Origin of the sequence: Rhizobium sp. BK312, assembly GCF_014193605.1 — a bacterium.
GTDB lineage: Bacteria > Pseudomonadota > Alphaproteobacteria > Rhizobiales > Rhizobiaceae > Rhizobium.
The window spans coordinates 140,830-166,886 of the sequence record NZ_JACHZP010000010.1; the positions used below are offsets into that span (position 1 = coordinate 140,830).

Annotated in this window: 14 protein-coding genes; 10 read left to right on the forward strand and 4 right to left on the reverse strand. The window is 57.9% G+C overall.

The window, feature by feature from the left end; translation table 11 throughout:
• Positions 1-38 precede the first annotated feature (38 nt).
• Both FHT85_RS25430 and FHT85_RS25435 read right to left on the reverse strand, forming a co-directional pair.
• Positions 39-1,445 (reverse strand): RtcB family protein, encoded by a 1,407-nt coding sequence (locus FHT85_RS25430; RefSeq protein WP_112410491.1) that lies wholly within the window; start codon positions 1,443-1,445, stop codon positions 39-41.
• Positions 1,446-1,979: 534 nt separating this feature from the next.
• A complete protein-coding gene (locus FHT85_RS25435; protein ID WP_112410492.1) occupies positions 1,980-3,536 on the reverse strand; it encodes an RNA-binding protein in 1,557 nt (518 codons plus the stop codon).
• A 210-nt stretch (positions 3,537-3,746) separates the two neighbouring features.
• Here FHT85_RS25435 and rtcR point away from each other — a divergent pair, with 210 nt between their 5' ends.
• Entirely contained in the window at positions 3,747-5,351 is a 1,605-nt protein-coding gene (gene rtcR / locus FHT85_RS25440) for an RNA repair transcriptional activator RtcR (protein ID WP_112410493.1), read from the forward strand.
• 204 nt (positions 5,352-5,555) lie between these two features.
• On the opposite strand, the gene FHT85_RS25445 is transcribed toward rtcR, so the two are convergent.
• Positions 5,556-5,951 (reverse strand): hypothetical protein, encoded by a 396-nt coding sequence (locus FHT85_RS25445; RefSeq protein ID WP_246699166.1) that lies wholly within the window; start codon positions 5,949-5,951, stop codon positions 5,556-5,558.
• 472 nt (positions 5,952-6,423) lie between these two features.
• Here FHT85_RS25445 and FHT85_RS25450 point away from each other — a divergent pair, with 472 nt between their 5' ends.
• Positions 6,424-6,939 (forward strand): oxidoreductase, encoded by a 516-nt coding sequence (locus tag FHT85_RS25450; protein ID WP_162709619.1) that lies wholly within the window; start codon positions 6,424-6,426, stop codon positions 6,937-6,939.
• A complete protein-coding gene (locus tag FHT85_RS25455) occupies positions 6,936-8,636 on the forward strand; it encodes a hybrid sensor histidine kinase/response regulator (RefSeq protein ID WP_112410496.1) in 1,701 nt (566 codons plus the stop codon). The genes FHT85_RS25450 and FHT85_RS25455 overlap by 4 nt, the downstream gene beginning before the upstream one ends.
• Here FHT85_RS25455 and FHT85_RS25460 read toward each other — a convergent pair.
• Positions 8,623-9,492, reverse strand: a complete 870-nt coding sequence (locus tag FHT85_RS25460) for a helix-turn-helix domain-containing protein (protein ID WP_162709621.1) — start codon at positions 9,490-9,492, stop codon at positions 8,623-8,625. The two genes, FHT85_RS25455 and FHT85_RS25460, sit on opposite strands and share 14 nt — an antisense overlap.
• A 1,224-nt stretch (positions 9,493-10,716) precedes the next feature.
• Here FHT85_RS25460 and FHT85_RS25465 point away from each other — a divergent pair.
• The 7 genes from FHT85_RS25465 to FHT85_RS25495 all read left to right on the forward strand — a co-directional run bounded on the left by FHT85_RS25465 (position 10,717) and on the right by FHT85_RS25495 (position 25,798).
• The gene (locus FHT85_RS25465; protein ID WP_312861359.1) at positions 10,717-18,150 is read left to right on the forward strand and encodes a DUF4214 domain-containing protein; all 7,434 of its coding nucleotides are present in this window, start codon (positions 10,717-10,719) and stop codon (positions 18,148-18,150) included.
• A gap of 138 nt (positions 18,151-18,288) precedes the next feature.
• Entirely contained in the window at positions 18,289-18,693 is a 405-nt protein-coding gene (locus FHT85_RS25470) for a hypothetical protein (protein ID WP_246780091.1), read from the forward strand.
• 14 nt (positions 18,694-18,707) lie between these two features.
• Entirely contained in the window at positions 18,708-19,298 is a 591-nt protein-coding gene (locus FHT85_RS25475) for a hypothetical protein (protein WP_162709622.1), read from the forward strand.
• A gap of 33 nt (positions 19,299-19,331) precedes the next feature.
• Positions 19,332-21,518 (forward strand): type I secretion system permease/ATPase, encoded by a 2,187-nt coding sequence (locus FHT85_RS25480; RefSeq protein WP_112410501.1) that lies wholly within the window; start codon positions 19,332-19,334, stop codon positions 21,516-21,518.
• Entirely contained in the window at positions 21,515-22,993 is a 1,479-nt protein-coding gene (locus FHT85_RS25485) for an HlyD family type I secretion periplasmic adaptor subunit (protein WP_112410502.1), read from the forward strand. The genes FHT85_RS25480 and FHT85_RS25485 overlap by 4 nt, the downstream gene beginning before the upstream one ends.
• 16 nt (positions 22,994-23,009) lie before the next feature.
• Positions 23,010-23,852: a trypsin-like serine peptidase gene (locus tag FHT85_RS25490; RefSeq protein ID WP_162709625.1), complete on the forward strand. Its 843-nt coding sequence runs from the start codon at positions 23,010-23,012 to the stop codon at positions 23,850-23,852.
• Between the two features lie 170 nt (positions 23,853-24,022).
• The gene (locus tag FHT85_RS25495) at positions 24,023-25,798 is read left to right on the forward strand and encodes a rhomboid family intramembrane serine protease (protein ID WP_246780092.1); all 1,776 of its coding nucleotides are present in this window, start codon (positions 24,023-24,025) and stop codon (positions 25,796-25,798) included.
• The last annotated feature ends 259 nt before the right edge of the window (positions 25,799-26,057 follow it).

Here is a 26,057-nt window from a genome sequence, read left to right on the forward strand (position 1 = left end):
GTATGCGGGAAAGGCGAACTCGCCGCCTTTTCCGATGTTTACCGCCGTTTTTTGCGCCAAGGCGCATTCTTCTGCCAATCACCCGCCATGATGCTGCCGTATGGGATCACCTCGTCGACCACTTCGGCTAGGCCGTAATGCTCGATCTGTGCCCGCACATTGGCGGCGCTCTTGTAGGCACTTGGCAGCTCCGAGACGTCGGCAAAGCCCGAGAAGAAGCGAACGTCGAGACCACTGGTCTCCTTCTCCAGGATTGCCGCAATGTTGTTCGGGCTGAGCCCACGTGAATCCGCTCCGTACTCCGCCGACAACTGCCGCATATGGGCGCTGCGCGAGATGTTGCGGCCGGCGCCATGTGGCGAGAAGCCGAGACCATGGGCGGCATTCGTTCCGCGAACGATTAGCACCGGTTCCGCCATGTTGAGCGGAATGATGGTCAGATCGGTCGCATCATGTGCCCAGTTGTCAAACGCAGGCGTCGCGCCCTTTCCATGGTAGAACAGCCCATCAGACTTCCGGAAGACGAAGTTATGCTCGTTCCAGAAGCGATCGGCGACCTTGGCCGAGAGTTTTTCTGCCGCCATGTCGTGAAGAACATAGTGGTTTTCCTTCGTCCACTGGCGGATCGTCTGCAAGGCGGACCAGTAGAGGTCGCCTTCCTCGGTATCCGCCGGGATCCAGGCATTCTCGCGGTGGGTCTCGGGTGAGATCTGCTCGCGAAACCGGTTGGCGATCTTCATGCCCTTCTCGTAGAGACGTGCGCCCGGAGCTCGCGATCCATGATGGGTAACGAGCGCGGTTTCGCCGGTCGACTTCATGGTTCCGACATAGGCGAAATGATTGCCGTCGCCCTGGGTCGCGAAGTGTTCGATGCCGATATTAAGCGTGGCACTCTGCAGATACGGGTTCTGATCGAAAGCCGATAGCGTCGCTTCGGAAGGCTTGAGCTGGGCGGCGCGCGGACGTCCGCCCGGACCGAAATGCGTCACGGCATGCACGGCGTCCAGCAACGACTTCGGATCGACGCCTGGAAAGATCGATACCGCCATCGAGCAGCAGATGTCTGACGAGTGCATGCCGGGATGGATTGCTTCGGAAGCCACCACGCCGCCGACCGGGATCGTGCCGACCGGACCTGCGGGGCACGCGTCCGGCATGATAGCCGCGGACCGGACGACAGGCGTACGCACCAATGCGCGCATCGTCGCGTTGACCTTCTCGACATTGTCTTGCTCAAAAGCATTCTCTGCGCGGATATTCGAATAGATCTCCATATCGTTATCGGCCCGCAAGGCGAGCGTCGGCCCGGGCTCGAAAGCCTTTGCCGCTTCCATTGCATCCGCCATCGAGCCGCCATTGCTCAAAACCGCATTGGCGGCGTCGAGGGCTGGGCGGAACCATTTTCCCTGGCTCATGCCGGCATCGATCAAATCCTGTCCGCTCATTACCGTTGTCATTGTCTTTTCTGCGTCTGCAGTCCTTCTGTTCAGTTGTGTTTCTTTGCCCCCCGCAGAGCGAGGATGTGTATGCGATCGATGCAGCGGCGACGAGGGTGGACGAAACCGGATGGCCCCGCTCGTGCCAGAGAGCGTATGCCCAGGAGGAGTCGAACCTGCCAGACCATCCAGTGTTGGCGGCTGTAGTTCCGTCCGGCATTCGCCGCTGCATTCGGTCATGGCGACCAGTGGACAAGGAAACTTCCCGCTACCAGTGAGGATTCGCGATCCCCTTGCAGGGTTCGAACCTGCCGCGGCCATGTAGTTCCCTTTTGCATTCGCCATGTCATTTCATTCGTCCGCGACGACGAGGTGTGGTGAAACGTCCTGCTCTACCGCTGAGCTACGAGCCCACATGAACTTTGGAGGACCCGACGGGATTCGAACCCGCGACATGGAGATTAACGATCTGTAGTTTCATCCGGCATTCGTCACGGTCTTCGCGCCATTTGCGACGCGAAGGTATTGCTATTGGCGAGCTCGTCAGAGCTCGATCGCCTCAATGGCTTTCACCCAGCCATCCGCTCCTTGGCCGTCGGCCGCAAAAGCGGCGATCACGCCATAGACGGCATCGGAGAAGCCGCCGATGTTGAGCACATCGTCCCGGGTCGGCGCCTGCGTCGTGGCATGGGGCTGGATGTCGAGGCAAACCAGCTTTGCGGCCGGGTTGTTTCGCTTGATCCTTGCCCATTCCGTCATCACGGTGGTGGGCCGACCGTTCCCACGCGCATCCACCCAGGATTCGTTGTCCGACATGAACACGACGAGGTCGACCTTGGCCTTATCGTTTGCCAGCTTCCGCAGCGGTGCGGAGCAGTTGGTCCCGCCGCCGCCGATCTTCGCGAGTTTGTCGGCATTGGCCATGACCGAATCCCGCTTGTTGAGGCTGACATGCACCACGTCGTTCTCGAACGGCAGCACCCTTGCTTTCGGGTTGCGCTGCAGGAACGCCGCAGTCATCAAGCCGGCGACGTCGATGCAGCGGACCGAAGATGTAGCGCCCTTCCGGTAACCGGTCACGGGCGAACCCATGGAGCCGGAAACGTCGGGGCAGAGCACGACATGGCCCATCAGCGGCGGAACGTTGGAGATGGCGATATCCATCGCATCCTGCAGCGCATCCCGCACGACCTCCGGAACCTGGCCATCGACCATCTTCCACGCCATCATGAGCTGATAGGGGAAGACTTTGGCCTTTCGGATTTCATCCGGATCGGCAAGCCGCGCCGCCAGCGCCTCGGCAAAACCCTTGACCTCGAACACGCCGTTGCGCGCAAAGGTATTGAGGCTCTGCCGCACCATCTGCCAGCCGCCCTTACGGGCGATCTCGATCCAATGCTTCTGTGTCAGCGGCAGCGAAGTCAGCATCTGGAACGGGACATCCGGAACTGTGCCGGTCTGATCCCGTCGGAAAGTCTCCAATGCCCTGACGATCTCCGGCAACGCCGCATAGTCATGCGGCTTGCCGATCGCCCAGGCATAGAGCGCCTTGCGTTCCTCCGTCGCCGGCTTCGGATGCACCATGCGGATGACATCCGCGAGCGAAGGGTCGTTGCCGACCATTGCACGCAGGATTTGTTCCGTGCTGGCCCGTTCGAGCCACGCCTGCACCGCCTTCTTCGGCCGTGTGCCAAGCGACTTCCGGCCCGTAGCCCCGGAGCGCATGACCTGCACAAAGCCGCGCAGCATCTTGCCGTTCTTCACCACCCGCGGGAATGCACGCGCAAAAGCATCGCTCTGAAGGCTGGAGAGCATTGCGAGCAGCGTCACCGGCATATCCTTCATGTGACCTTTTTCGGCCGCATAGACAGCCACCTTGGCGAGGAACTCCGGCTCCACCTCGAGGGCAAGCGCCTTCACAGCCTCGAGCTGCTCGGCTCCATCCGCATAGAAAGTGCTGTTGAAGGTGCCGGTGACGGCATATTGCGCCAGCGCCTCGCGCGGCGTCAGGCGATAGGCCGGCGCGGCTTCATGATTTGTTGTATCCGTTCCCGGGAGCAGTTTCCCGAGATAGGTTTTGAAGATTGCCTTGTTCACCATGATGGCACCTCTTGTTTCGTTCGTGCCAGATACATTTCAAGTAGCGTGCCAGTTTGGAGAAACGAGCGGGGGCAACGAGAATATTTCCGATATCTATCTGTTTTGATGGAATAAAATCTTTTGACTTCATTTGAGAAGTCGGCGGTTGCCAAATCTGCGGCCTGAAAGATAATATCCATTTATATAGGGATTTATAATTTTGGATAAGCCATGAAGCGGCGCGTTGCCATCAGCATATTGGGAACCACCCTGGATGCGGGGAAATGGGACAATCGCTGGAGCCGCTGGCGCCCCACCATCGCGCTTTGTCAACAGCCAGGCCTCTTCGTCGATCGGTTGGAACTGATCCACGACAATCACGCGCATGCTCTCAGCCAGCGGATCATCGGCGATATAGGGACGGTTTCGCCGGCGACTGAGGTGCGCAGCAATGTCATCAACTTCCGCGATCCCTGGGATTTTTCCGAGGTCTATACCAGCCTCAGGGACTTTGCCCGCGGCTACAGCTTCGACCCCGACACGGAAGACTATCTCGTCAACATAACCACAGGTACGCATGTGGCGCAGATCTGCTGGTTCCTGCTGACCGAGGCTCGCATCATTCCCGCCCGGTTATTGCAGCTTTCGCCGCCGCGCGATCGGGAGGGGGAACAGGATGTCGTTGGCACCCACCGGATTATCGATCTGGACCTTTCCCGTTATGACGAGATCGCCAAACGTTTCGCCTCTGAGCGGGAGGATGCCGCTTCCTTCCTCAAGTCCGGCATATCGACGCGTAATGCAAACTTTAACAGGATGATCGATGAGATCGAGAAAGTGGTCATCCGCTCCACAGCACCGGTCCTCCTGACAGGGCCGACTGGTGCCGGCAAGTCGCAACTTGCCCGTCGGATTTACGAGCTTAAGAAGAGCCAGCGGAAAATCAGCGGCTCGTTCATCGAGGTCAACTGCGCGACACTGCGTGGTGACCAGGCCATGTCCACCCTGTTCGGCCATGTGAAGGGTGCCTTTACAGGTGCCGCCGGCGAGCGCGCCGGTCTGCTCAAGTCTGCCGACAAGGGCGTCCTGTTCCTCGATGAGATTGGCGAGCTCGGCCTCGACGAGCAGGCTATGTGCCTGCGCGCGATCGAGGAAAAGAGATTCTTGCCGGTGGGTGCCGATCGCGAGGTATCGGCGGATTTCCAACTGCTCGCTGGAACCAATCGCGATCTCGGCGAGGATGTCCGTAGGGGAAGGTTTCGTGAAGATCTTTATGCCCGGCTCAATCTCTGGACTTTTCAGTTGCCGGCTCTTCGCGAGCGCAAGGAGGATATAGAACCAAATCTCGACTTCGAGCTCAGGCGCTATCTGGAGCGCGAAGGCGAAAACGTGACCTTCAACAAAGAGGCGCGGGAACGCTATCTGACGTTCGCAACCAGCCCGCAAGCTGTCTGGAGTGCCAATTTCCGCGACCTGTCGGCCTCCGTGACACGCATGGCGACACTCGCGCCACATGGGCGTATCACGATCGAGGTCGTCGACGACGAAATCAAGCGCCTCAATGCGTTTTGGCGACGCGCGACCGATAAGGATAGGACGGATGCGATCATTGAAGATGTGCTGGGCGCAGAGGCTGCCGCCCGCCTCGATCGTTTTGATGCGGTGCAGCTTGCAACCGTTCTTCAAGCTTGCCGGGAGCATACGACAGCAAGCTCTGCCGGCAGAGCCTTATTCGCGATCTCGCGATTGGAAAAGAAAAGCAGCAATGACGCAGATCGTTTGACGAAATACCTCACGCGCTTTGGCATCAAATTTGAGGACGTCAAACAGCGATGACCGGCGGCAGGCTCGGCGATGTTTTCCCTCCGCAATGCCGATAGGCGAGCTTTATAGGTCAGCTTGATATAAAATATAATATTCTCGGAGGCTTAGGGGATTACGAGCCGTTTAAAACGCCCGGTAGCCGGTTCGTTTTCCTTCAAAAGCATTTATTGTGTTTGCAATAAATGGGCTTGGCCCGCCACAGCGGGTAGTAGCCACCTACCATCCAATATCCCAGGGGCGGGGTTTGCCATGAAAAATCACCACGCGCGCGTTGGTTGGGATTGAGCCATCCCCGCTTTCGTCATCGTAGTGCGCTTTGCGCACATGCGATTTCCACGAGACGATCTGGCCGGGCAGCACATCCTGCCATCTATCGGCGTGATCGAGCCAGAAGCGCTCGAGAAAGGCCTGGTCGCCGCCCTGTCGATAAAGGTCCATCCAATGCTTTGGTCGATCGGCCCATTCGGTCCAAATCGGTACGCGTTCCGCCTCCGGCAGATACATGATCGATGACTGCAAACCTTCCGGGCGATAAATATCGCGCATCAGGGCAAGCCGACCGATTGAAGCTATCTCGGCAAGATCTCCGACAATCGAGGTGTCGAGATCCATGAAGAGAATGTCACCAGATATCTCCTGCCGAAACAGCTCCATCTTCGACCACCAGCCGGGCCAATCATATGCCAGCGGAATTGTTTTGACGCCGCCGACTTCGATATCGCAGAGACAGCGAAAATCGGCGCCCGGAAGATGTTTCATCACCTGCGCCTGCAGGCGCACCACGTGCTCGGCCCTATACTCGCCGCCCGACCGTAGAACACAATAAACTGAGATCACGTTAAGTGCGCCTCACTGCAAATATCGTCTTTAAGATGTAGAATCCGCGATAGCATATGGGCCGGTGCTCCAACTGTCATGGGGCGCCCCGCAAATTTTTGGTGTTGGGGCCGGGAAAAGCACAGTGCTCGCGAGCGCTTGTGTTTATGAGATTCTACCGCAATCGCGATGAGGTACCCTTCGAAATTGACCGGAGTTGTGCCAGACTGCGTGGGGGTTGCAGGAATGGTTGGGTAGGTCTGGGAAGATGTTTCGCGCATTCGCATTGATTGTAATTGGGCTTTGGTTGGGTACCGGATTGGCGAATGCAGGTCCGCATATTCCGGAGGGATGCACGCAGAACGTTTTCCTGACGATCTCCGGCAAGATTGGAAAGACAACGGGCGCCGCGGGTAATGCCTATGAGATGTCGGAACGCGAATTCCTCGGTCTACCGCAATCGACGGTGACAACGTCAACGGCGTGGACCCCCAAAAGCGATTTCGCGGGGCCCTTACTCAGTAAAGTGCTGAGCGAGGTTGATGCGAAAGGGACGAAGCTGCGGCTCATTGCGCTTGATAATTTCAGCGTGGAAGTGGATGCCGATTATCTGGAGAGGTACGGCACCATCCTTGCCGTGAGCAAGAACGGCACCCGGTTGACTATCAGAGATTTTGGACCGGTCTTCGTCATGTTCCCCCGTGACAGTTTCAAGGAGCAATTGGATACGCCGGCCGCGGCATCATATCTGGTGTGGCAACTCTGCGGGATCGAAGTGGAATGAAGTTTTTCCATGTTGCATGGTTTAGCATTCCCGCATTAATCGTAGTCCTATGCCTTGGAGTAATCGGCTACAACTGGGCTGCCATTCGAGCTGCCTATGATCTCTGGGATTCCGCGAGCAGCAGAAATCCGTCTTTCTCTTATTGGCCGACGGCGCAGGTGCTCAGGGAGCTCGAAGACGTCAGATTGGATCTGAAAGCAATTGCCGATGGATCTGCCGTCGAATCGGACGTGCTCTCGTTTCACATCGATGTCCTGATTTCCGGCATCAATATTATCGTCCGGCCTTCGCAGCTGAATGATAGTTTTAAGACGCTTCCCGGCTTTTCCGAGGATGGAGCCGCGTTGGAAAAATTCGCGACAGAGGTCCTGCCCGCAATTAAGCCCGATATTTCGTCAAGCGATGCCCAGGCATTGTTGCCGAAGCTGGAGGAAATGGCCTTTGTCGTGGACAGAGTCTCCAAGGCGGCCATGGATCGAGATAGCCAGTTGAAGGAAAAGGCTTTCCAGACGATTCAGGCAGGGCATGTCATCATCCTGGTAATTGCCGGCCTGCTGTTTTGTGCAATCCTGTCCTTCATTATCATTTCAATCTTTTATTGGCTGGCGATTGCCGCAAGGACACGTGCAATAGCGGCTGCCGAGGCGGCTGTCGAAGACAAGATCTCATTCCTCGCCATGGTCAGCCATGAACTCAGAACGCCGCTTCAGGTCATCGTTTCGGCGCTGGATATCCTGGAGCGTCCTCAGGATATAAAGGCGCGGAGCGAATTGACGGCGCGAATTCGCCGGGCGGCAAATAGCCTGGCGGTCCAGCTTCGCGACATGCTGACGCTGGCTCGAGCGCAAACGGGATATATAGAACTGCAGCCCGGCGTATTCGAAGCTGGAGAGCTCGTCCGCGAGGTGCTGGAAAATTACCGGGAGATGGCGCAGGCAAAGCATTTGCAGCTGCGGCAGATAAGTCCGAATGAACCGATTTTCGTGGTGGCGGACAGTGAGCGCATTGCGCAGCTGTTACACAATCTCGTTTCGAATGCAGTGAAATATACATCATCCGGTTTCATCCAGGTCGATCTTGCACCATTTGATGAGAAAGCCGGCGAACTTTCCTTGCGCGTTACCGATAGCGGACCAGGCCTGCCGTCGAGGATGCTTGAGAGCGACGTGGATGCGAGGGGACCTTTCAGCCTCGGCGCCGGCCGCGGCATCGGTCTATCGGTGGTCCAAACCCTGTTGCGCCAGCTTGGGGCGCGAATGACGGTCAGCCGCCCGCCCGAGGGCGGCAGCCTGTTTGACCTGTCAATTCCCGCAGTCCTCGCGGAGGGACGGTCGCAGGGGGCGAATGGCGATCAGAAACGGGTGCTGGTCGTTGACGACCATCCTGACCTCCTGAAAGGCTTTTCGGCGGTGCTCGAAGAGCTTGGTTTTGCAACCGACGTCGCACCCTCCGGCATGGCGGCGCTGAACTATGCCGCCGCGCACGCCTATTCGGTGATCTTCATCGATCTCGACATGCCGGTCATGACCGGACCCGAGCTTGCCGCCCAGATCCGGAAAACGAATTTGGGCTACAAGCCTAAGCTCGTTGCCATTTCAGCCGCCAATGCTAGCTCCAGGCAGGACCTGTCACTCTTCGATGCCATGCTGGGCAAGCCGATACGGCAGCAGCAATTGCGGACGATCATGCAGTTTTGAAACTGGCGTTTAATGCGGCAATCAGGATCGGCATGCTCGCCGGCTTGGTAAAGAACTTCAGATTGTGTTGTGCCAATGCCGCGGCAATGTTCTCCTCGTCGACATTACCGGTTCTGATCTGCCCAGTGAGGATGATGATTGGGCAAAGCGCGTTGCGCGCGCGGATATTCTCGACCAGCTCCAGCGCGGTCTGGCGCCGTGCATCGCGCTCGATGATCCAGTCCAACACATAAGCGTCGAAATCGGTCTGATCGTGAAGAGCTTGAGGGTCGCTAAAGGCAACCGCCTCAAACCCCGCCGTCTCCATATACTGTACGATTGTCTTGGCGGTATCGGCGTGATCGTCCAGAATGGCAACCCGGCGCCGTGAGGCAGTCGGTTCGATCAGCAGACGGGTAACGATATGGGCCGGTATGATCGATCTGGCGTCTGCCGGCATGACCCGCCACGATCCATCGATCTCGGCGGCTATCAGCGTGCCCGGCGACACCTGACCAACGATAGTACCCAGGCGGATGCGGCAGGGCACGATGTGGTTGTTGATGACGATGGAGGCGTCGACAAGGGCATCTGCATTTTCTGAAGTGACGAGTTCCTGCAACGTCTCGCCAAAATGCTCGGCGACACGCTTCAATTCCTCAAGCGACCAGGAGGCATTGGTCGTCAGGCGACGGTTTCCAGCCGAGTAAGAAAGGCCGAGGATTTCGGAGACGGTGACGGCAAAACGGTACTTGGGAATATCGTGCCGTGTCAGTAGCGCCGCGATGCATCGTGCCGCAAGGGCCGGTTCGCCTTCTGGATGATCTGAGCGTAATTCGGATAGATCGTGGTCATTTTCGCTTATTTCGCTCGTCATTCCTGAAGTCCGTGTTGTAAATATGATAAATGCGCGTATACATAGCGATATAGCGCGCATCATAGGGAGGTTGCAACGCAGTGAAGCCTTTTTGTCCCAGCTCCCTGCAAATATATGCGGCTGGTGCAGAGCGACAAGAAGTGAGGTGCACTGTCGATAGCGAAACCCAGCGGGCATTTGTGCCTAGGGTGTGGGTGGTGGGAATCTGCGCTGCAGGAAAGTGATATGTTCAATCTGATGGCACAAGTAAAAGCGAACGCCTATCTATACCTGTATAGATTTATTATTTCTATACTATTGGTTGTAGTGTATATTTATTTCGATAAGTCTCACTTTATCGCTGAAATCCTTATTATACTTTGCCTCCCTGGAGCGTTTGCAAAGTATATAATCTATTTTGGTCGGCAAGATGAGTATAAATCTTCAAAAAACAAACGATTTTTCTGGGCATTCGAGTTGGTCCTATTTATTTGGAACGGTTTCCGCAATTTTTAAGGAAGTAAATGGGGGTCGGCAATGGGCAGTAATAATAGTGAAAGTAACCAGAAAATTAGCCGCGACTGGGAGTCGTTCTGGGATGCTCCAGGTTCCCTCTTGAGTGGTCTGACAAAAAACGTCGAGGTTCAAGGCGCATTAGAAATAGCGGACACGCTAGATCATACTAATATGCTCGTTACCGGATTGACTGCAATTGGCGCGATAGCGGATGCGTATATGGACGCAACCAGTGACGAGCAGTCCGCCGCAATTGATGAGGCAGCTAAACAGGCTTTTGAAGTTTCTGGAGGATATATTGGCGGTACCCTCGGCGGGATGATAGGAACGCCGGGCGGACCCCTTGGTATAGGAGCTGGAACGGCCGCGGGCACATATGCAGGGATCAAAATCAGCGGGGCAATCTTCGATTCCGCGAAAAACGCGCCGATTTATGATCCCGAGACGTTTGACCCTGACACCGGGCGATGGTCGGCCCCGGACTATCAGGCTGGGCAACCAATAGATTCAAACGATAAGAATCCGTACTCTCGACCCGATCCCTTCAATGGGATTCAGGGTAGAGATTGGACTGGATATACAGGTCCGAATAGTTTTTTTGATGCTCCATCGGAACAAAATGCCGCTGCTGGGCAGAGCTTAAGAGTCGACTTAGCACTTCATCCACTGACACCTGACGAGATTGGTTCGCTGCCGTATGCAACCCCAGCCTATACACCTATTGATCCGGTGGCGCCGACGCCGGTCACGCCTGTAGACAATCCGTCGTGGAACTTCGGTTTCACGCCCAACACGCCGGATGCTCCGGTAGCTCCGACGCCGCCATCGATGAACTTTGAGCCTTATTGGGGCGGGCTTCTTGGTGATCTCGGATATGACGGTACACCAAAGGGAGGCTACGCCCGCAACGATTGGGGACAGGATGCGCCATCCGAACACAATGGCGTGGGACCGGGCGGCGGTGCTTATGGTGGGGCGGGCAATGGGGGAAGCTACGCCCGCAACGACTGGGGACAGGATGCGCCATCCGAGCACAATGGCGTGGGGCCAGGCGGCGGTGCTTATGGTGGAGCGAGCAATGGCGGAAGCTATGCTCGCAATGACTGGGGACAGGACGCTCCGTCCGAACACAATGGCGTGGGGCCAGGCGGTAGAGCCACGGGTGGATACTACGGTGACGGGAGCGATGACTCCCCCTCTGAACATGGCCCGGGGCCGGGTGGCGATGATGATGAACCTGTATTGCTTGACCTTTCGGGCAATGGCCTGAACCTCAATACGCTTGGGACGTCATCGCAGTTTGTGAACATTAATGGCGACGGCTACCAGCACCGCATGGCATGGGCGGGCAACGGTACTGGCGTTCTGGTGTTTGACGCCGATGGCGACGGCAAGATCAGCAACTCGAAGGAATTCGAATTTACGCAGTGGGACCCGACGGCCACCGGCGATCTCGAGGCGCTCAAGGACGTCTTCGACACCAACGGTAATGGCAAGCTCGATGCCGGCGATGCGCAATGGTCAAAATTCAAGGTCATGGTTGACGGCCAACTGGTGTCGCTGGATTCGCTCGGGATCACCTCGATCGATTTGACGCCAAAGGGCAGCGGCCAGAGTTTTAGCGACGGCTCGGCCATTACTGGAACGACGACCTATACGAAGTCCGACGGTTCGACCGGAGCGGTGGGTGACGCCGTTCTCGCCAGCGATTCCAACGGCTATATCGTCAAGTCGAACCTAGTCACCAATGCCGATCAATCGAAGACGAACACGATCCAGGCCTACAATGCCGACGGCAGCCTGGCGTTCCAGGATCTGGTGACCACCAGCGCCGACGGCAACAGCGTGTCGACCAAATTCGACGACGATGGCAACGGCACCTATGACCGTTCGCAGACGGATATCACCACGGTTGTCTCCGGCGTCCGCACGCGGGTTGTCACGAACTTCAATGCCGATGGTTCCGTTCTCAACAGCACGACGACGGTCACCAGCGCCGACAACAGCACGATTACCACGTCCGTCGATCAGGACGGCGATGGTAAGGCCGATCAGAGCCAGACCTTCGTCACCAATGCCGATGGCTCGACGAGCACGACGACCAGGACGCTGAGCGCCTCCGGAGCAGTGTTGAGCCAAGTCCAGGTTCTGTCCAGCGCCGACGGCCTGACCAAGACGACGAAGACCGATATCAACGGCGACGGTGTCTATGAGGAGGTTGTTTCCGACGCTACGGTTGTTGCTGGCGACGGCTCGCGCACTCGCACGGTGACGGACAGCAGTTCGAACGGCACCTTGCTGTCGAGCGTTACGACCGCGACCAGCGCCGACCGCCATACGAAGACCGTCACCAGCGATCTCGACGGCAATGGCACGATCGACGAGCGCGATCTGACCCAGACGACGATTGCCGCCAACGGCGACGTGACGACGGTAGTGACCGTCACGAATGGCGATAATTCGGCCAGAAGCAAGGTGACGACGGTTGCAGCTGCGAATGGCCTGTCTACGACGACTTCGTCTGACGTGACGGGCGACGGCGTTGCCGATCTCGCCCATTCCGACGTGACGACGGTCGCTGCCGACGGCTCGCGAACAGAGACGGTTCAGGACACCAGCGCTAGTGGCGTGCTTTTGTCGAAGAGCGTCACGGTCACCAGCGCCGACGGTAAGAGCAAGAACATTTCCGTCGACGCCAATGGCGACGGCTCGGTCGATAGCCAGACCGTGATTGCGGCTGCGGGCGACGGAACGATCACCGAGACTGACAGCAGTCTCAACCCCAACGGGTCGCTTATCGCCAAGATGCTGACGACGACCAGTGCCGATGGTCTCTCCAAGACCGTCAGCACCGATGCCAATGGTGATGGCGCCTTTGACGCCGTGACTGCGGACGTCATCGCGGCCGGCACGGGCGGGGCACGGGTCGAAACCGTGACGAAGAAAAGCGGCAACGGCACCTTGATCGGCCAGACGCTGACGACGGCTTCGGCCGACAGCCTGACGCAGACGGTACAGTCCGATCTCAACGGCGACGGCGCGTTCGATCAGACGGTCAGCGACGTAATTGTCCTGAATGCTGGCGCGCGCACGGAAACGGTAACGGCGAAGAGTGGCAACGGCGCGTTGCTGAGCCAGACGGTAACGACGATCAGCGCCGACCGCAAGACGACTTCGGTGACCAAGGACGTCGATGGCGACGGTCATATCGACACCGCCTCGGCACAAATCATCGCCGCGGACGGCAGCCAGAGGACGACCACTGTACAGAGCAGTGCCGATGGTTCGCTCCATCGCAAGACTGTACTGACGATCAGTGCCGACAAGCTGACGACGACCACCGCCGATGATCTGAATGGCGATGGCACAGTCGATGTGACCACCGTCGACCAGACCGTCATCAATGCCGATGGCAGCCGCATCGAAACGGTGGCGGACAAGAGCAACACCGGCGTTCTGCTTGACAAAGTCACGACCATCACCTCGGGCAATGGCCTGACTATCACCGTCCAGAAGGATATCAACGGCGATGGCGTAGTCGACGCCAAGACGGTGAAGGCGACTGTCCTTAACAATGACGGATCGAAGACGACCACGACATCGGATTACGCCGGGACCTCTCTCACCGACCAGACGAAGGTAACGGCCAGCGCCAATGGCTTGGTGACGACGATCTCCTACGATTATGACGGCAACGGCACGGTCGATCGGACGGAAACTGCCACGAAGACGTTGAATGCCGACGGTTCGACGTCGCTGGTCGATCCTGTCACCACGGCCAGCGGGACGCTTCTGTCGAAGACGACCAACACCGCGACCTCAGACGGCAAGACCCTCACGAGCCAGATGGATCTTGACGGCGACGGTATGCTGGATGTGAAAACGACATCCGTCATTGATGCCACGGGCCAGACCACGAAGACGGTCGAGACCTACAAGGCCGGCACCACGACGCTCCGCAGCCGCGCCGTCACGACGATGGCCGCCAACGGCCTCTCGGTTACGACAAAATCCGATCTGGATGGCGATGGGACTTACGAGCAGGTGCTCGGCGATGTCACGACGTTGAACCCCGATGGCTCACGCACGGAGGCTTTTACCCGCTCGACCAATACGGCCCCGGTAGAACTGACGAAGGTTACGACGTCCGCCAGTGGGTTGAGCAAGACGACCGTCATATCCGACGATCTGATCGGCGCGACAACCAGAAATGAGCTCTATCGTCTTTATCGCGCGATTTTAGGCCGTGATCCGGACGCCGGCGGCTTCGCCGATTTCGCCAAGGCATTAAGTACCGGCACGACTGCGGTTCAGATCGCTGCTGTTATGATCGGGTCCACCGAGTTTGCGCAAAAATACGGCACACTTACGGATATTCAGTTTGCCACCTTACTTTACCAAAACGCTCTTGGTCGCGCGCCTGAACCGGGAGCGGCCGAAGGTTGGGCGAGCGCGATCGCCGCCGGAACCACTCGCGCGTCCTTGGCCCAACAATGCGCGGATTCGCCCGAGGGGCAGGCCCACACTGCCGCGGGCGCGCAAGCATGGGCACTTGCTAATCCTTTAATTGTTCTCTCCACAGTCAGAACTACGACCGACGTGACCACGCTCGGTGCGGATGGTTCGACAACGGAAGTCGTTACCGGCACCGGTGTGATCGCCAATAAGACGACGACCACGACCAGCGGTGACGGCAAGACGGTCACGGTGACTTATGACATCGACGGCAATGGTGTCGTCGACCAGAAGTCCGTCACGACGAAGAACGCCGATGGCAGCGTGACGCGGGCCCTGTCCGACCTGACGTCCACGGGTGCCGTGTCGCATTCGAAGACGATTACGACCGGTGCCGGCGGCTTCAACACATTGGTGAGCTACGACACCGACGGAAACGGCGCCGCCAACAAGACCGTCACGGATCTGACGACGCTGAATGCCAATGGAAGCAAGACGACGGTGGAAAAGACCTATACCGTCAATGGCAGCGGTTCGCTGGTGCTGACCGCCGTCACCCAGACCGACACCTCTGCCGATGGGCTGACGGTGACGACGAAATGGGACCAGACCGGCTCCGGTACCTTCACCAAGAGCCGCACCGACGCGACGGTGCTGAATGCCGACGGTTCGCACACCGAGACCGTCAGCTATTTCACAGGGACGACGCTAACCAGCCGGTATCTGACCACGACCAGCGCCAATGGCCTGTCGATTACGACCCAGTATGACATAACGGGCGCCGGTACCTATGCCCAGACCTCGACAGACGTGACGGCCGTCAATGCCGACGGCACCCGCACCCGCACGGTGACGAGCACCAACGCCGATGGTTCGTTGATCTCGAAGCTCACCACCACAACGAATGCCGATGGCCTGGTGGCCTCGACCAATGAACAGCGCACCGGAGTGGCGACTCAGACGGTTAGCGATACTATCAAAAACCTTGCCGACGGCTCCACCCACGAGACCGTCATGACGACCGATGCCTCCGGGAAACTGCTCGACAAGAGCATCACGCTGACCAGTGTCGACAAGCGCACAGTGACGATCGACCGCGATAATAACGGCGACGGCGTCGTCGACCAGCACCAGCAGACGGTGACCGCAGATTCCGGTGTCGTGACATCGACGGTCACTGACTACAACGCGGCCGGTGTCAAGGCCGATAACTCGACGACCATTACCACAGCCGATGGCCTGCAGACCAACACCGAGTGGGATCTTGACGGCAACGGTACGGTTGATCGCCGCCGCGTTGTCGTCAATACCAACAATGCCGATGGCAGCAAGGTGAGCGTCATCTCCGATACGGATTTGACAACCGGCAAGCTCGCTTCGAAGACGACCATCCAGCAATCGTCCGACGGCATGGTGCGCACGACCTCCAAGGACGTTGATGGCGACGGCACCGTCGATCAGGTGGAGACGCTCACCGCCGACACCACTGGTGCGGCCGTCTCGATCGTCACCAACAACGCCACCGCGCAGAAGACGAATTATCTTCAGGCCGGCAAGGTCTACTGGAAGCAGGCGATTGCCGCCAAGGTCGAGACCGACAGCTCCGCCGATGGCCGCACGAAGACGGTGAAGTATGACTATGACGGCAATGGCACCTTCGAGGTGGTCATGCAGTCGCGGCTTCGAGCTGACGGTTCGACGGTCGCAACAGAGACCGAGACCAATGCCACCGGCGCGGTCGTTGCTACCGGCCAGAGCGGCACCAGCTCAGACGGCCTGATCACCGTCCTACTCAAGGACTCCAACAACGATGGTGTCATCGATCACAAGGAAACCTCCGTCATCCACAATGACGGCTCGATCACGCTGACGCAGGTCGATTTCAACGCCAACAGCGCGGTGACGCAGACCGTTGTCGACACAGTTTCGGCGATGGGCAGCCTGACGTTGCGCGTGACCAGCAATGGGCAGGGTCAGAAAACCTCGCAGGTGGCGATCGCCGCGGACGGCAGCTCGGTGACGACAAACTATAATGCCGCCGGTGGGCAGATCCTCAGTGTCATCAACGCCAACAAATCGGGCATACCAACGTTTGCGGTCTATTATGATCCACTGAACGGCGATCCGTGGACCCGCGTCGAGCAATCCTTCGATGTATCCGGCAAGAAGACCTTAGAGAAGCAGTTCAACGACGACGGCACCCGAACGGAGATCACCTTCTACACGCCGACCGGCACGCAGCAGCATGTCGATTTTTTTAATGCGGCGGGCCAGCGAACCGGTACGGTCGACTTCGACGTTGCCAATGCGCAAGGCTGGAGCCGGCTTGATCAGAGTTTTAACACAAATGGTCAACGAACGTCTCAGACGGCCTATTATGACGACGGTACAAAGGGCGTCTGGCTCTGGGATCCGACTAACGCCCAATCCTGGTCGGAGATCGACCAGTTGTTCAACATCGCGGGCCAGATGACATTTCAGCGCGTTCAGAACGACGACGGAACAAGGGTTGAAACCAACTACGATGTCACCAATGCCAACAACTTGAGCCGGCTTGAGCAATATTACAATGCCGGCGGTCAGCGGGTCTCGCAAATCGCCTACTACGACGATGGTACGAAGGGTATCTGGATGTGGGATCCGACCAACGCTCAATCCTGGTCGGAGATTGACCAATCATTCAACACTGCGGGTCAGATGACCAATCAGAACGTCATTTATGATGACGGAAGCAAAATTCTCTATGCATATGATCCGGGTAACACCCAAAGCTGGTCACAGATCGTCGACTCCTACAATCCGCAAGGAAAGCTGATCGAGGATAATGTCTATAGTGACACGGCCGGAAAGTTCGTCAGGACGGATTACGACGTCAACAATACCGTTCCTTGGACGCGTTTCGTTCAGAATTTCGTCAACAATGTCATCAACACCGCGACGTCTTATAACGACGACGGCAGCTACACGAATTATCAATACGACAGCTCAGGCAAGAACATTGCATGGCAGCGCTATGCTATCACTGGCGGCGGCGGAAGCCCGAATGGAGGCGGTGGCTCGGGCTATGAGATGGTCGATCAATGGCCGGCACCGCATTATGGACATGGTCCGGTTCTGCTGGATCTGAACGGCGACGGCCATATCGACCTGCGGCCTCTCGACACCAATGCGCTCGCCACCGGCTCGTCTGTCACCTTCGATTGGAATGGTGACGGTGCACGGGACGGGACAGCCTGGGTCGGGCCTCAGGACGGCTTCCTGGCGATCGATCTCGGTGAAGACGGCCAGGCGGGTCCGGACGGCAAGATCGATCAGTCGAAGGAGCTTGCTTTCTCGGAATGGGCAACGCCCGATCAGGTCGCGGCCAATGGTGGTTCTGTCTCAGATCTGGATGGTCTGCGTCTAGCCTTCGATAGCAACCACGACAATGTGCTCGATGCCAGCGATGATCGCTGGAGCGAGTTCCGCGTCTGGCGCGATGCCAACCAGAATGGTGTCGTCGACGATGGCGAACTGCAGACCATGTCGGAAGCTGGGATCAAGCTCATCAACCTTCTTTCGACGACAGACGGCAGCCAGTCCTTCTCAGATGGATCGGCGATCACTGGCACGAGCTCCTACCAGACGAGCGATGGCACATCGCATTATCTGGTGGGAGACGCCACGCTCGCCTATCAGCCGGCGATCCCGAAGCAGAATGCAGCGTGATAGTCGGCAAATGTGAGCACGCCTGCCGCCCCTAACCGGCAGGCGTGTTTCCAGATCAACCTACCGTGAATGCAATCAATGCCGATAGGCCGATCCAGCGCCGGTGCGGCATGTCGGCGTCAAGCCAAAGAGATCGGAATGAAAAAATACCTTGTGATTCTTGCTGCAATTTCCATGGCCGCTTGTTCTGTTTCGGCAAACGCTGACCCTGTAACGACCAAGGGTGGTTATGAATACGACAAGAACATGCTGAGCAATCCCGCGGCTCTCAACTGGAATATCGAGCACTGCAGCCACTCCGGCATTACGCCGGAGGTTCAGGAGAAGCTTTCCAAGCTGATGAACGTGACTCCCGCCAACGTCCGTTTTGAATATTGCCGTCGCATCCTCACCGCCTACGCCAAGGGTGCCATACCCTACGACGACTATGTTCAGTTCACCCGAAGCCGCGTTTTGACCGCGAGCATTGCGAGAGCGTTAAGGATTTCTGGTTCCCGCCTGGTAGAATCCCATCGGCAGCATCATAAATCGTCGGGTTTCTAATAGATGGTGCTGATGTGAAACGCGAGGATGCGACTAATAGAGCAAAACGCCATGTGCTCGCGATGAAGATTTCAAGCATTTTCCTGCCCGCGATCGCATTGACGGCACTGGTCTGTGGTAACGCGCATGCTTCTACTGACGCCTGCCAACCAATCCGAAATGCTATCGACCAACAAAACGAGGCCCAGCAGATGCAAGTGAGTGCTGCGGTTACCTACATCGATAGCGGCAGGTCTTACTACTACGATACTTTGTATTCCGGCAGCAAAGTCTACTCACGTAATCGTAATGGTCCTTGGGAGGTCGGGATGCGCAGGATCGTGCCTGTGATTGTTGATGGCAGACCTGCCATTTACGACTGCCGTTTCGTCGGAACCGACCACATCGGGTCAGCTACCGTTATGGCCTATACCTATAGGCGTTTCATCCCCGATCATACGATGGATGTAAGGGCATTGATTGACGCAGCAGACGGAAAATTTCTGCAGACGGAAATCGTGTTCGGACCGTTTCCCGATCACAAGACGAAGTACAATTTCAGCTACGGCCCAAATCCACCACTGCCAACAGTAGACGAGCGAACGCTTTGGCATCCGCCACATTGATTGCAAGGAAACGTCCGCGAGATCCCAACCAAGATGGACCAAACAGTCACCATTGAGCCGCCTTTACCCTCAGCCACACCAGTGGACGAGGTGAGACGCCCTGACAGCGGTCTCGCGGCGATCGCGGCTATTGCCGGCTATTTCCGTATCGCCTCCAACCCGGACGTTCTGGCGCGTGACCTGGCTCTGTCGAAGCCCGCAGGACGCAGTGACCTGCTGCGTGCGGCCAAGCTTGTGGGACTGAAAGCCAAACATCTGGAGATCCATTCCGATGCACGGCTTGCGACCTTGCCGACGCCGGCGATCGCCTGCCTGACCGACGGCCGCTTTGCGGTCTTTGGGGGAGCTGGGCCTGATGGCACCTGGCGCGTCATCGATCCCACGGATTTCTCCAGCCGCAATCTCGGCGCCCATGAGTTGCTTGCAGAAACGTCGGGGCATTTCATCCTACTGCAGCGACGATTGGCCGGGCCAGGAGCCTCGCGCGGCAATTTCGGCTTCCGCTGGTTCCTGCCATCGATCTGGCGCTATCGCCATGCCTTCGCTCATGTCTTGCTTGCCTCGCTGATTGTCCAGATCTTCGCGCTGGTGACGCCGCTGTTCTTCCAGGTCGTGGTCGACAAGGTGTTGGCCCATCGCAGCTATTCGACGCTGATCGTGCTGGTGATCGGCCTCGCGGCCGTCGGCCTGTTCGACGTGGTCCTGCAATATCTTCGCACCTATGCGCTGTCGCATACGACCAACCGCATCGATGTCGAACTCGGACGACGGCTGTTCCGGCATATGCTCAACCTGCCGCTTTCCTATTTCGAGACGCGGGCGACCGGCCAGACGATCGCCCGCGTGCGCGAGCTGGAGACGATCCGCAATTTCCTGACAGGGCAGGGGCTGTTCTCCGGCCTCGATCTCATCTTCACCATCGTCTTCATCTTCGTGCTGTTTTCCTATTCGTCGAAGCTCGCCTGGATCGTCGTTGCCTCGATCCCCTTCTATCTGGCGATCGGCTTCCTGGTGCGGCCGTTCCTGAAAGAGAAGATCGACGAGAAGTTCGAGCGCGGCGCCTATAGCCAGCAGCTGCTTGTTGAGACAGTCGTCGGCGTCCAGACGCTGAAGGCCTCGGCCGTCGAACCGGTTGTGGCTGCCCAGTGGGAAGAGCGGTTGGCAGGCTACGTGCAGTCGTCGTTTGGCACCACCATGCTGGCCGCCAAGGGCCAGAATGCTATTCAGTATGTCAACAAGATCACCTCGGCCGCACTGCTGCTGTTCGGTGCCCAGGCCGTTATCAATGGCGAGCTGACGGTCGGCGCGCTCGTCGCCTTCAACATGATCGCCGGCCAGGTCTCGCAGCCGATCCTGCGCCTGTCGCAGCTCTGGCAGGATTTCCAGCAGGTGCAAGTGTCCGTGGCACGTCTAGCCGATATCCTCAACGCACCGCCGGAGCCAAGGCCGGAAGTCTCCGTCAGCCTGCCGAAGCCGAGAGGCGCCATCTCCTTCAGGCAAGTCAACTTCCGCTACACCCCCGATGGCCCGGAGGTGCTGCGGGATATCTCGTTCTCCGTCAGGCCTGGCGAAGTCATCGGCATCGTCGGGCCGTCCGGATCGGGCAAGTCGACGCTGACGAAGCTGGTGCAGCGCTTCTATATCCCAACCCGCGGCCAGGTCTTCGTCGACGGCCAGGATATCGCCCAGGTCGATCCGGCCTGGCTGCGCTCCAATATCGGTGTCGTCCTGCAGGAGAACATGCTGTTCAACCGGACGATCCACGACAATATCTGCCTGGTCAATCCGTCGATGTCGCGGGCTGCCGCCATGCAGATGGCACGGCTGTCGGGTGCCGACGAGTTCATCGCCAAGCTGCCGAAAGGGTATGATACCCTGATCGAGGAACGCGGCGCCAACCTTTCCGGCGGCCAGAGGCAGCGCCTGGCGATTGCCCGGGCGCTGGCCACCAACCCGCCAATGCTGATCCTCGATGAAGCCACAAGCGCACTCGACTATGAGAGCGAGCGCATCATCCTCGGCAACATGCGCGAGATCGTCAAGGGCAGGACGGTCATCATCATCGCCCATCGCCTGGCGACCGTCCGCCACTGCGACCGCATCATCGGCATGAAGGATGGCCGCATTGTCGAGGAGGGCACGCACGACAGCCTGATCGTCCGGCCGAACGGACTTTATGCTCATCTCTGGCAGTTGCAGACAGGGCTGAACCAGCCATGAACCCTGTCATCCGCCCTCCGAAACGACCGGGAAAGCCGCTGCGTCGCGGCAGGATCGAAAACGAATTCCTGCCGGCAGCCCTCGAGATCCTCGAGACACCGGCCTCGCCGATCCGCACCGCCTTCATCTGGTTCATCGCCGTGGTCGTCGCATCTACACTTCTGTGGAGCTATCTGGGCACCTTCGACATCGTCTCGACCGCGCAGGGCAAGATCCAGCCGACCGGCCGTGTCAAGGTCATCCAGTCGATCGAGGTCGGCAAGGTCAGGTCCATCCCGGTCATCAATGGTTCAAAGGTGAAGGTCGGCGACATCGTCGTTCAGCTCGACGATACCGAGCTCAGGTCAGACGAAGAGGCGATTGCGGTCAATCTGCAGGCCTATCGGGCTGAGATGGTCCGGCGCAGGGCCGTGCTTGCAACGGTTGAACAGTGGCAGGAGCGGGGTATCTGGACGAGCGAAAAGCCGATCCCGGATGTCCCGCTTGATCTTGCGTCCGATATCCCGCCAAGCATTCGTGAGCGCGAGCAATCGAGCTTCAAGGCCGATCTCTCCCAGCTTGCCGCGAGCCTTACCAATATCGCCGCCCAGCATCAGCAGGCTCAAGCGACCGTCGCCCGGCTACAACAGACAATGGCGGCACAGCAACGGCTGGTCGATACGCTCAACGAACGGGTCGCGATCCGCGCGACACTGGTGGGTCAGGATGCCGGCTCCAAGGCAGGAGTGATTGATGCGAAGGAGACCAGCCAGAAGGAGGAGGCGACGCTCGCCGAAGAGACTGGCCAGCTCGAGGAAGCCAAGGCATCGCTTGCCGTGACATCAAGCGATGGCGAAAAGACGCTTCGCACCTTCATTGCCGACAATGTGGAGAAAGCTGGAGAGGCTTCGCGACAGGCCGACGAACTTGAGCGCCAGCTCGTCAAGGCGCGCGAGCGGCGGGAATCCATGACGATCGCAAGCCCGATCGACGGTACCGTCCAGTCGTCGTCGATCAATACCGTGGGGCAGGTGGTCACGACCGGCGTCGAACTCATGCGCATTATACCCGACAATTCGACGCTGGAAGTGGAAGCCTACCTTCCCAATAGCGATATCGGTTTCGTGTCCGTCGGGCAGACGGCCGTGGTCAAGGTCGAGGCATTTCCATTCACGCGCTATGGCGTGATCCGCGGTCATGTCACGGCCGTTGCAAAAGATGCGATCCCGGAACCTGACGCCAACCAGGTGGAAGGCGACCCGACGAAGCAATTGCAGGCGACCGTGCCGACGACCAATGTCCAGCGCGTACAGAACCTCGTCTTTCCCGTCACCGTGGAATTGGACGCCGGCACCATGAGCATCGACGGCCATGTCGTGCCGCTCTCACCGGGCATGGCCGCCACTGCCGAGATCAAGACGGGCAAACGTCGCATTCTCGAATACCTGTTCTCGCCGATTGTGGAGGTGACTTCGCAAGCGATGCAGGAGAGATAGTGGAGGAACTATGCGAATGACTGGAGCCTGGCGATTTGTGGCGCAACTGGAGCGACTGCTGACGTATGTCCTGATCATTCTTGCGTCGCTGGCGATAGGAGTAGCCAGCGCTGAGGCAGGGACAATCGGAGCTGACAACCGGAAAGCCATCAATGACTATGCTGCATCGCATGGCATGACACCGGACGCTGCTCGAAAGAAGTTTGGCGCAAGCGGCAGGATCATGTGTCCCTTCAATGAGGCCAGCGCCTTCCTGCTCTATAAGCCCGATATCGTTGTCACGGCACGGCATGCCCTCTATCCCAAAAACGCCAAGGTAATCTATGCAGGGCCAATGTCGATCATGCGCTGTGGGTTCGAAGTGAGCGACGGCAAAGGATCCACGTGGCATAAGGTTGATGTCGCATCGTTCGTTCATCCGAGCAAAGGTCTTAAATCCTGGGACGATCCCTATGATTGGGTCGTGATGCGGCTGTCCGAACCCGTGACAGAGTTCGAACCATACCGCCTGCCTTCAAAACCTGTTTCTGTCGGCGACAAGATCATAAGTGCCTCCATCCGTCAGGCGCACTTCCTTCCCGACGATTGGAACGAGCGTGTTCTTGGAGACTGCCGTATCCGATCGGTCGAAAATATTGAGAAGATCCCGGCAAGCGGTCTTCGCACGGACTGCTCCTCCGACATAGGAGCCTCCGGCAGCCCGATATTGAGAGAAGGGCCGGAGGGCCTGGAGGCTATTGGCATCACCACATCAGGCACGGGTTCATGCCGGAAGTTCGATCGCAGGCGTTGCTATAATTTTGCCGTTGGGCTGGACCCCGAGATCATCGAAGCCGTCCACAAGCTTGCGGGAGAATAGGCGGTCGAAAGGTCGTAGCCGAATGGAAAGCCGTCATGTCCGAGGGGCGGCCGTCGAGATCGAGGTCGCTCAGCGATTGGATCTGCGAATATCTGCTGCCGGCGCGCTGTAGGGGTGATCTAGTAGGCGATGCAGTGGCGATGGAGAGCTCTTGAGGGGGTATATTATCGATGATGCATGACCACGATCTGATCTCGCTGGACGGCTTCGCCGTGGATCCACAACTGCCGCGGACAATGGAAATTGCCTACGACAAAGGCAGGGTCTTCTGGTTATCGCTCATTGCCTTCGGGATGGCCGTTGCCATTGCCGAAATATCATTTCTACCAGACAGGCCTGGACGTCCACACCTGAGCGCAATCTTCTGCTGGTCAGGTGCTGCCCTTTTCGGCGCTTGCGCAGTCCTATTGCTCGCAAGAGCCATACGGCGCGAGCCCGGTCTCGTCCTATCAAAGGACGGCATCTATATCGAATCCCACTCCGACGAGACGATACCTTGGCAGTCTGTTCGCAATATCCGCAGGTATCAGCGCAAGCGTACCGATCAGCTCTATATCGATCTGGATCCCGCGGCGGCACGAGCCCTGACGAGACGCGGGCTCGTTCGCTGGCTGCCCAAATTTTTGCAAGGGCGAGCCACTCCGGCTGTCATTTCGCTGAAGCTGCTGCGAGCCGATCCGGATTGGATACACGATCGAAGCGTTGAGTTTCTTGCAAAGGATCGTGAGCAGCAGGCCTTGGCAGGTGGAGGCCTCGCTGTCGCTTCTCAGACGGATGATAACGCAGAACCGGTCTTCACTCTGAAGGGGCCGCCCGTCTTCACCTATGCTCTGATCGCCATTCTGGTCGGCATCTACATCGTAGAGCTTAAATTTGGCGTCATTCCAGCAAAGGGCGATACGCCCGACACCCAGACTTTATTGGTGTTTGGGGGCACCTTTCGTCTGCGAATCCTGCACTATGGCGAATGGTGGCGGTTGGTGACGGCTGCTCTGTTGCACGGTAGTTTGATCCATCTTGCCTTCAATTGTTTTGCCTTGTGGCGGGCCGGGATCCTCCTTGAGCGCCTGATCGGCTGGCGCTGGTTTGCCGCTCTATTTTGCGTGAGCGCGGTCGGCGGCTCCGCGGCTTCGCTTCTGATTAACCCCGACAACATCGTCGGCGTTGGAGCATCCGGCGGGATCATCGGCCTGTTCGCGGCCGTCATGGTGGCCAGCTTTCATTTTCCCTCCGGCCCGTTACCAGAGATTTTAAGGATGGGCGCGATACAGATCCTCGTACCTTCCATCCTGCCGCTCGTCGGTCAAACCGCCGGTGGCATGAACATCGACTATGCCGCTCATCTTGGCGGAGCGGTTGCCGGAGGGATCGTCTCTTTCTGTTTGCTGAAAGCCTGGCCAAGTAAGCAGCCACATCCGCGCTTCGGTGTGGCTGCGTTCATCGGCAGTATGGGCTTTGCAATAATTGCCGTAGGATCGATCTGGCCTGTCAGCCAGCTACGCGCTGGCTATCTGGCGGACCCATTTATTCAATATTTTCAGGGGCAGTATCAACGCGCCGCGGATGACTTCGAAGCAAGGGCCGCTTTGAACCCAGATGCTGCACCGTATTACCATCTCTGGCGCTTCCTCGCGCAAACACGAGGCAACGATAGCCAAGCCGCATCGAATCTGCGAATAGCGGCCGGCAAGCTGGATCAAAGCAAGTGGCCCTATCCGGTCTACCAAATGTTCCTTGGAGAGTTGACGCCGCCAGAGGTCACGGCGAGAGCCATAAACAACGACAGTCTTTGCGAGGCCATATTCTACGTTGGCGAATGGCACCTATTGCGCGGGCAGACCACAGAGGCCACTGCGAAGTTCAATGCAGCCCTCTTCTCATGCCCAAAAACATTCATGGAGTATGAGGGCGCTCAGGGTGAATTGGTGCAGCTTAATCGCCGTTAGAACCGTAGCTAACAATTGGGAGAGTGAAAATGGATGACGGTGTGGGTCTCAGTCCATCCGCAGGCGGAAAATCCGGTTACGAGCTTTCAGGCAAGGCTCCAAAGATCCTGAGACGCTCTGAGCTGTCCACACCAACACATAGTGCGTATGGAACATTTCAGATCTTGCAGGAAGGCATTCGTTCCTTCCAAGCTCCATGAATTACCTGAGCCCTTACCTTCCTGCGAAAATTGGCGGAGTTAGTTACGGTCAGATTACC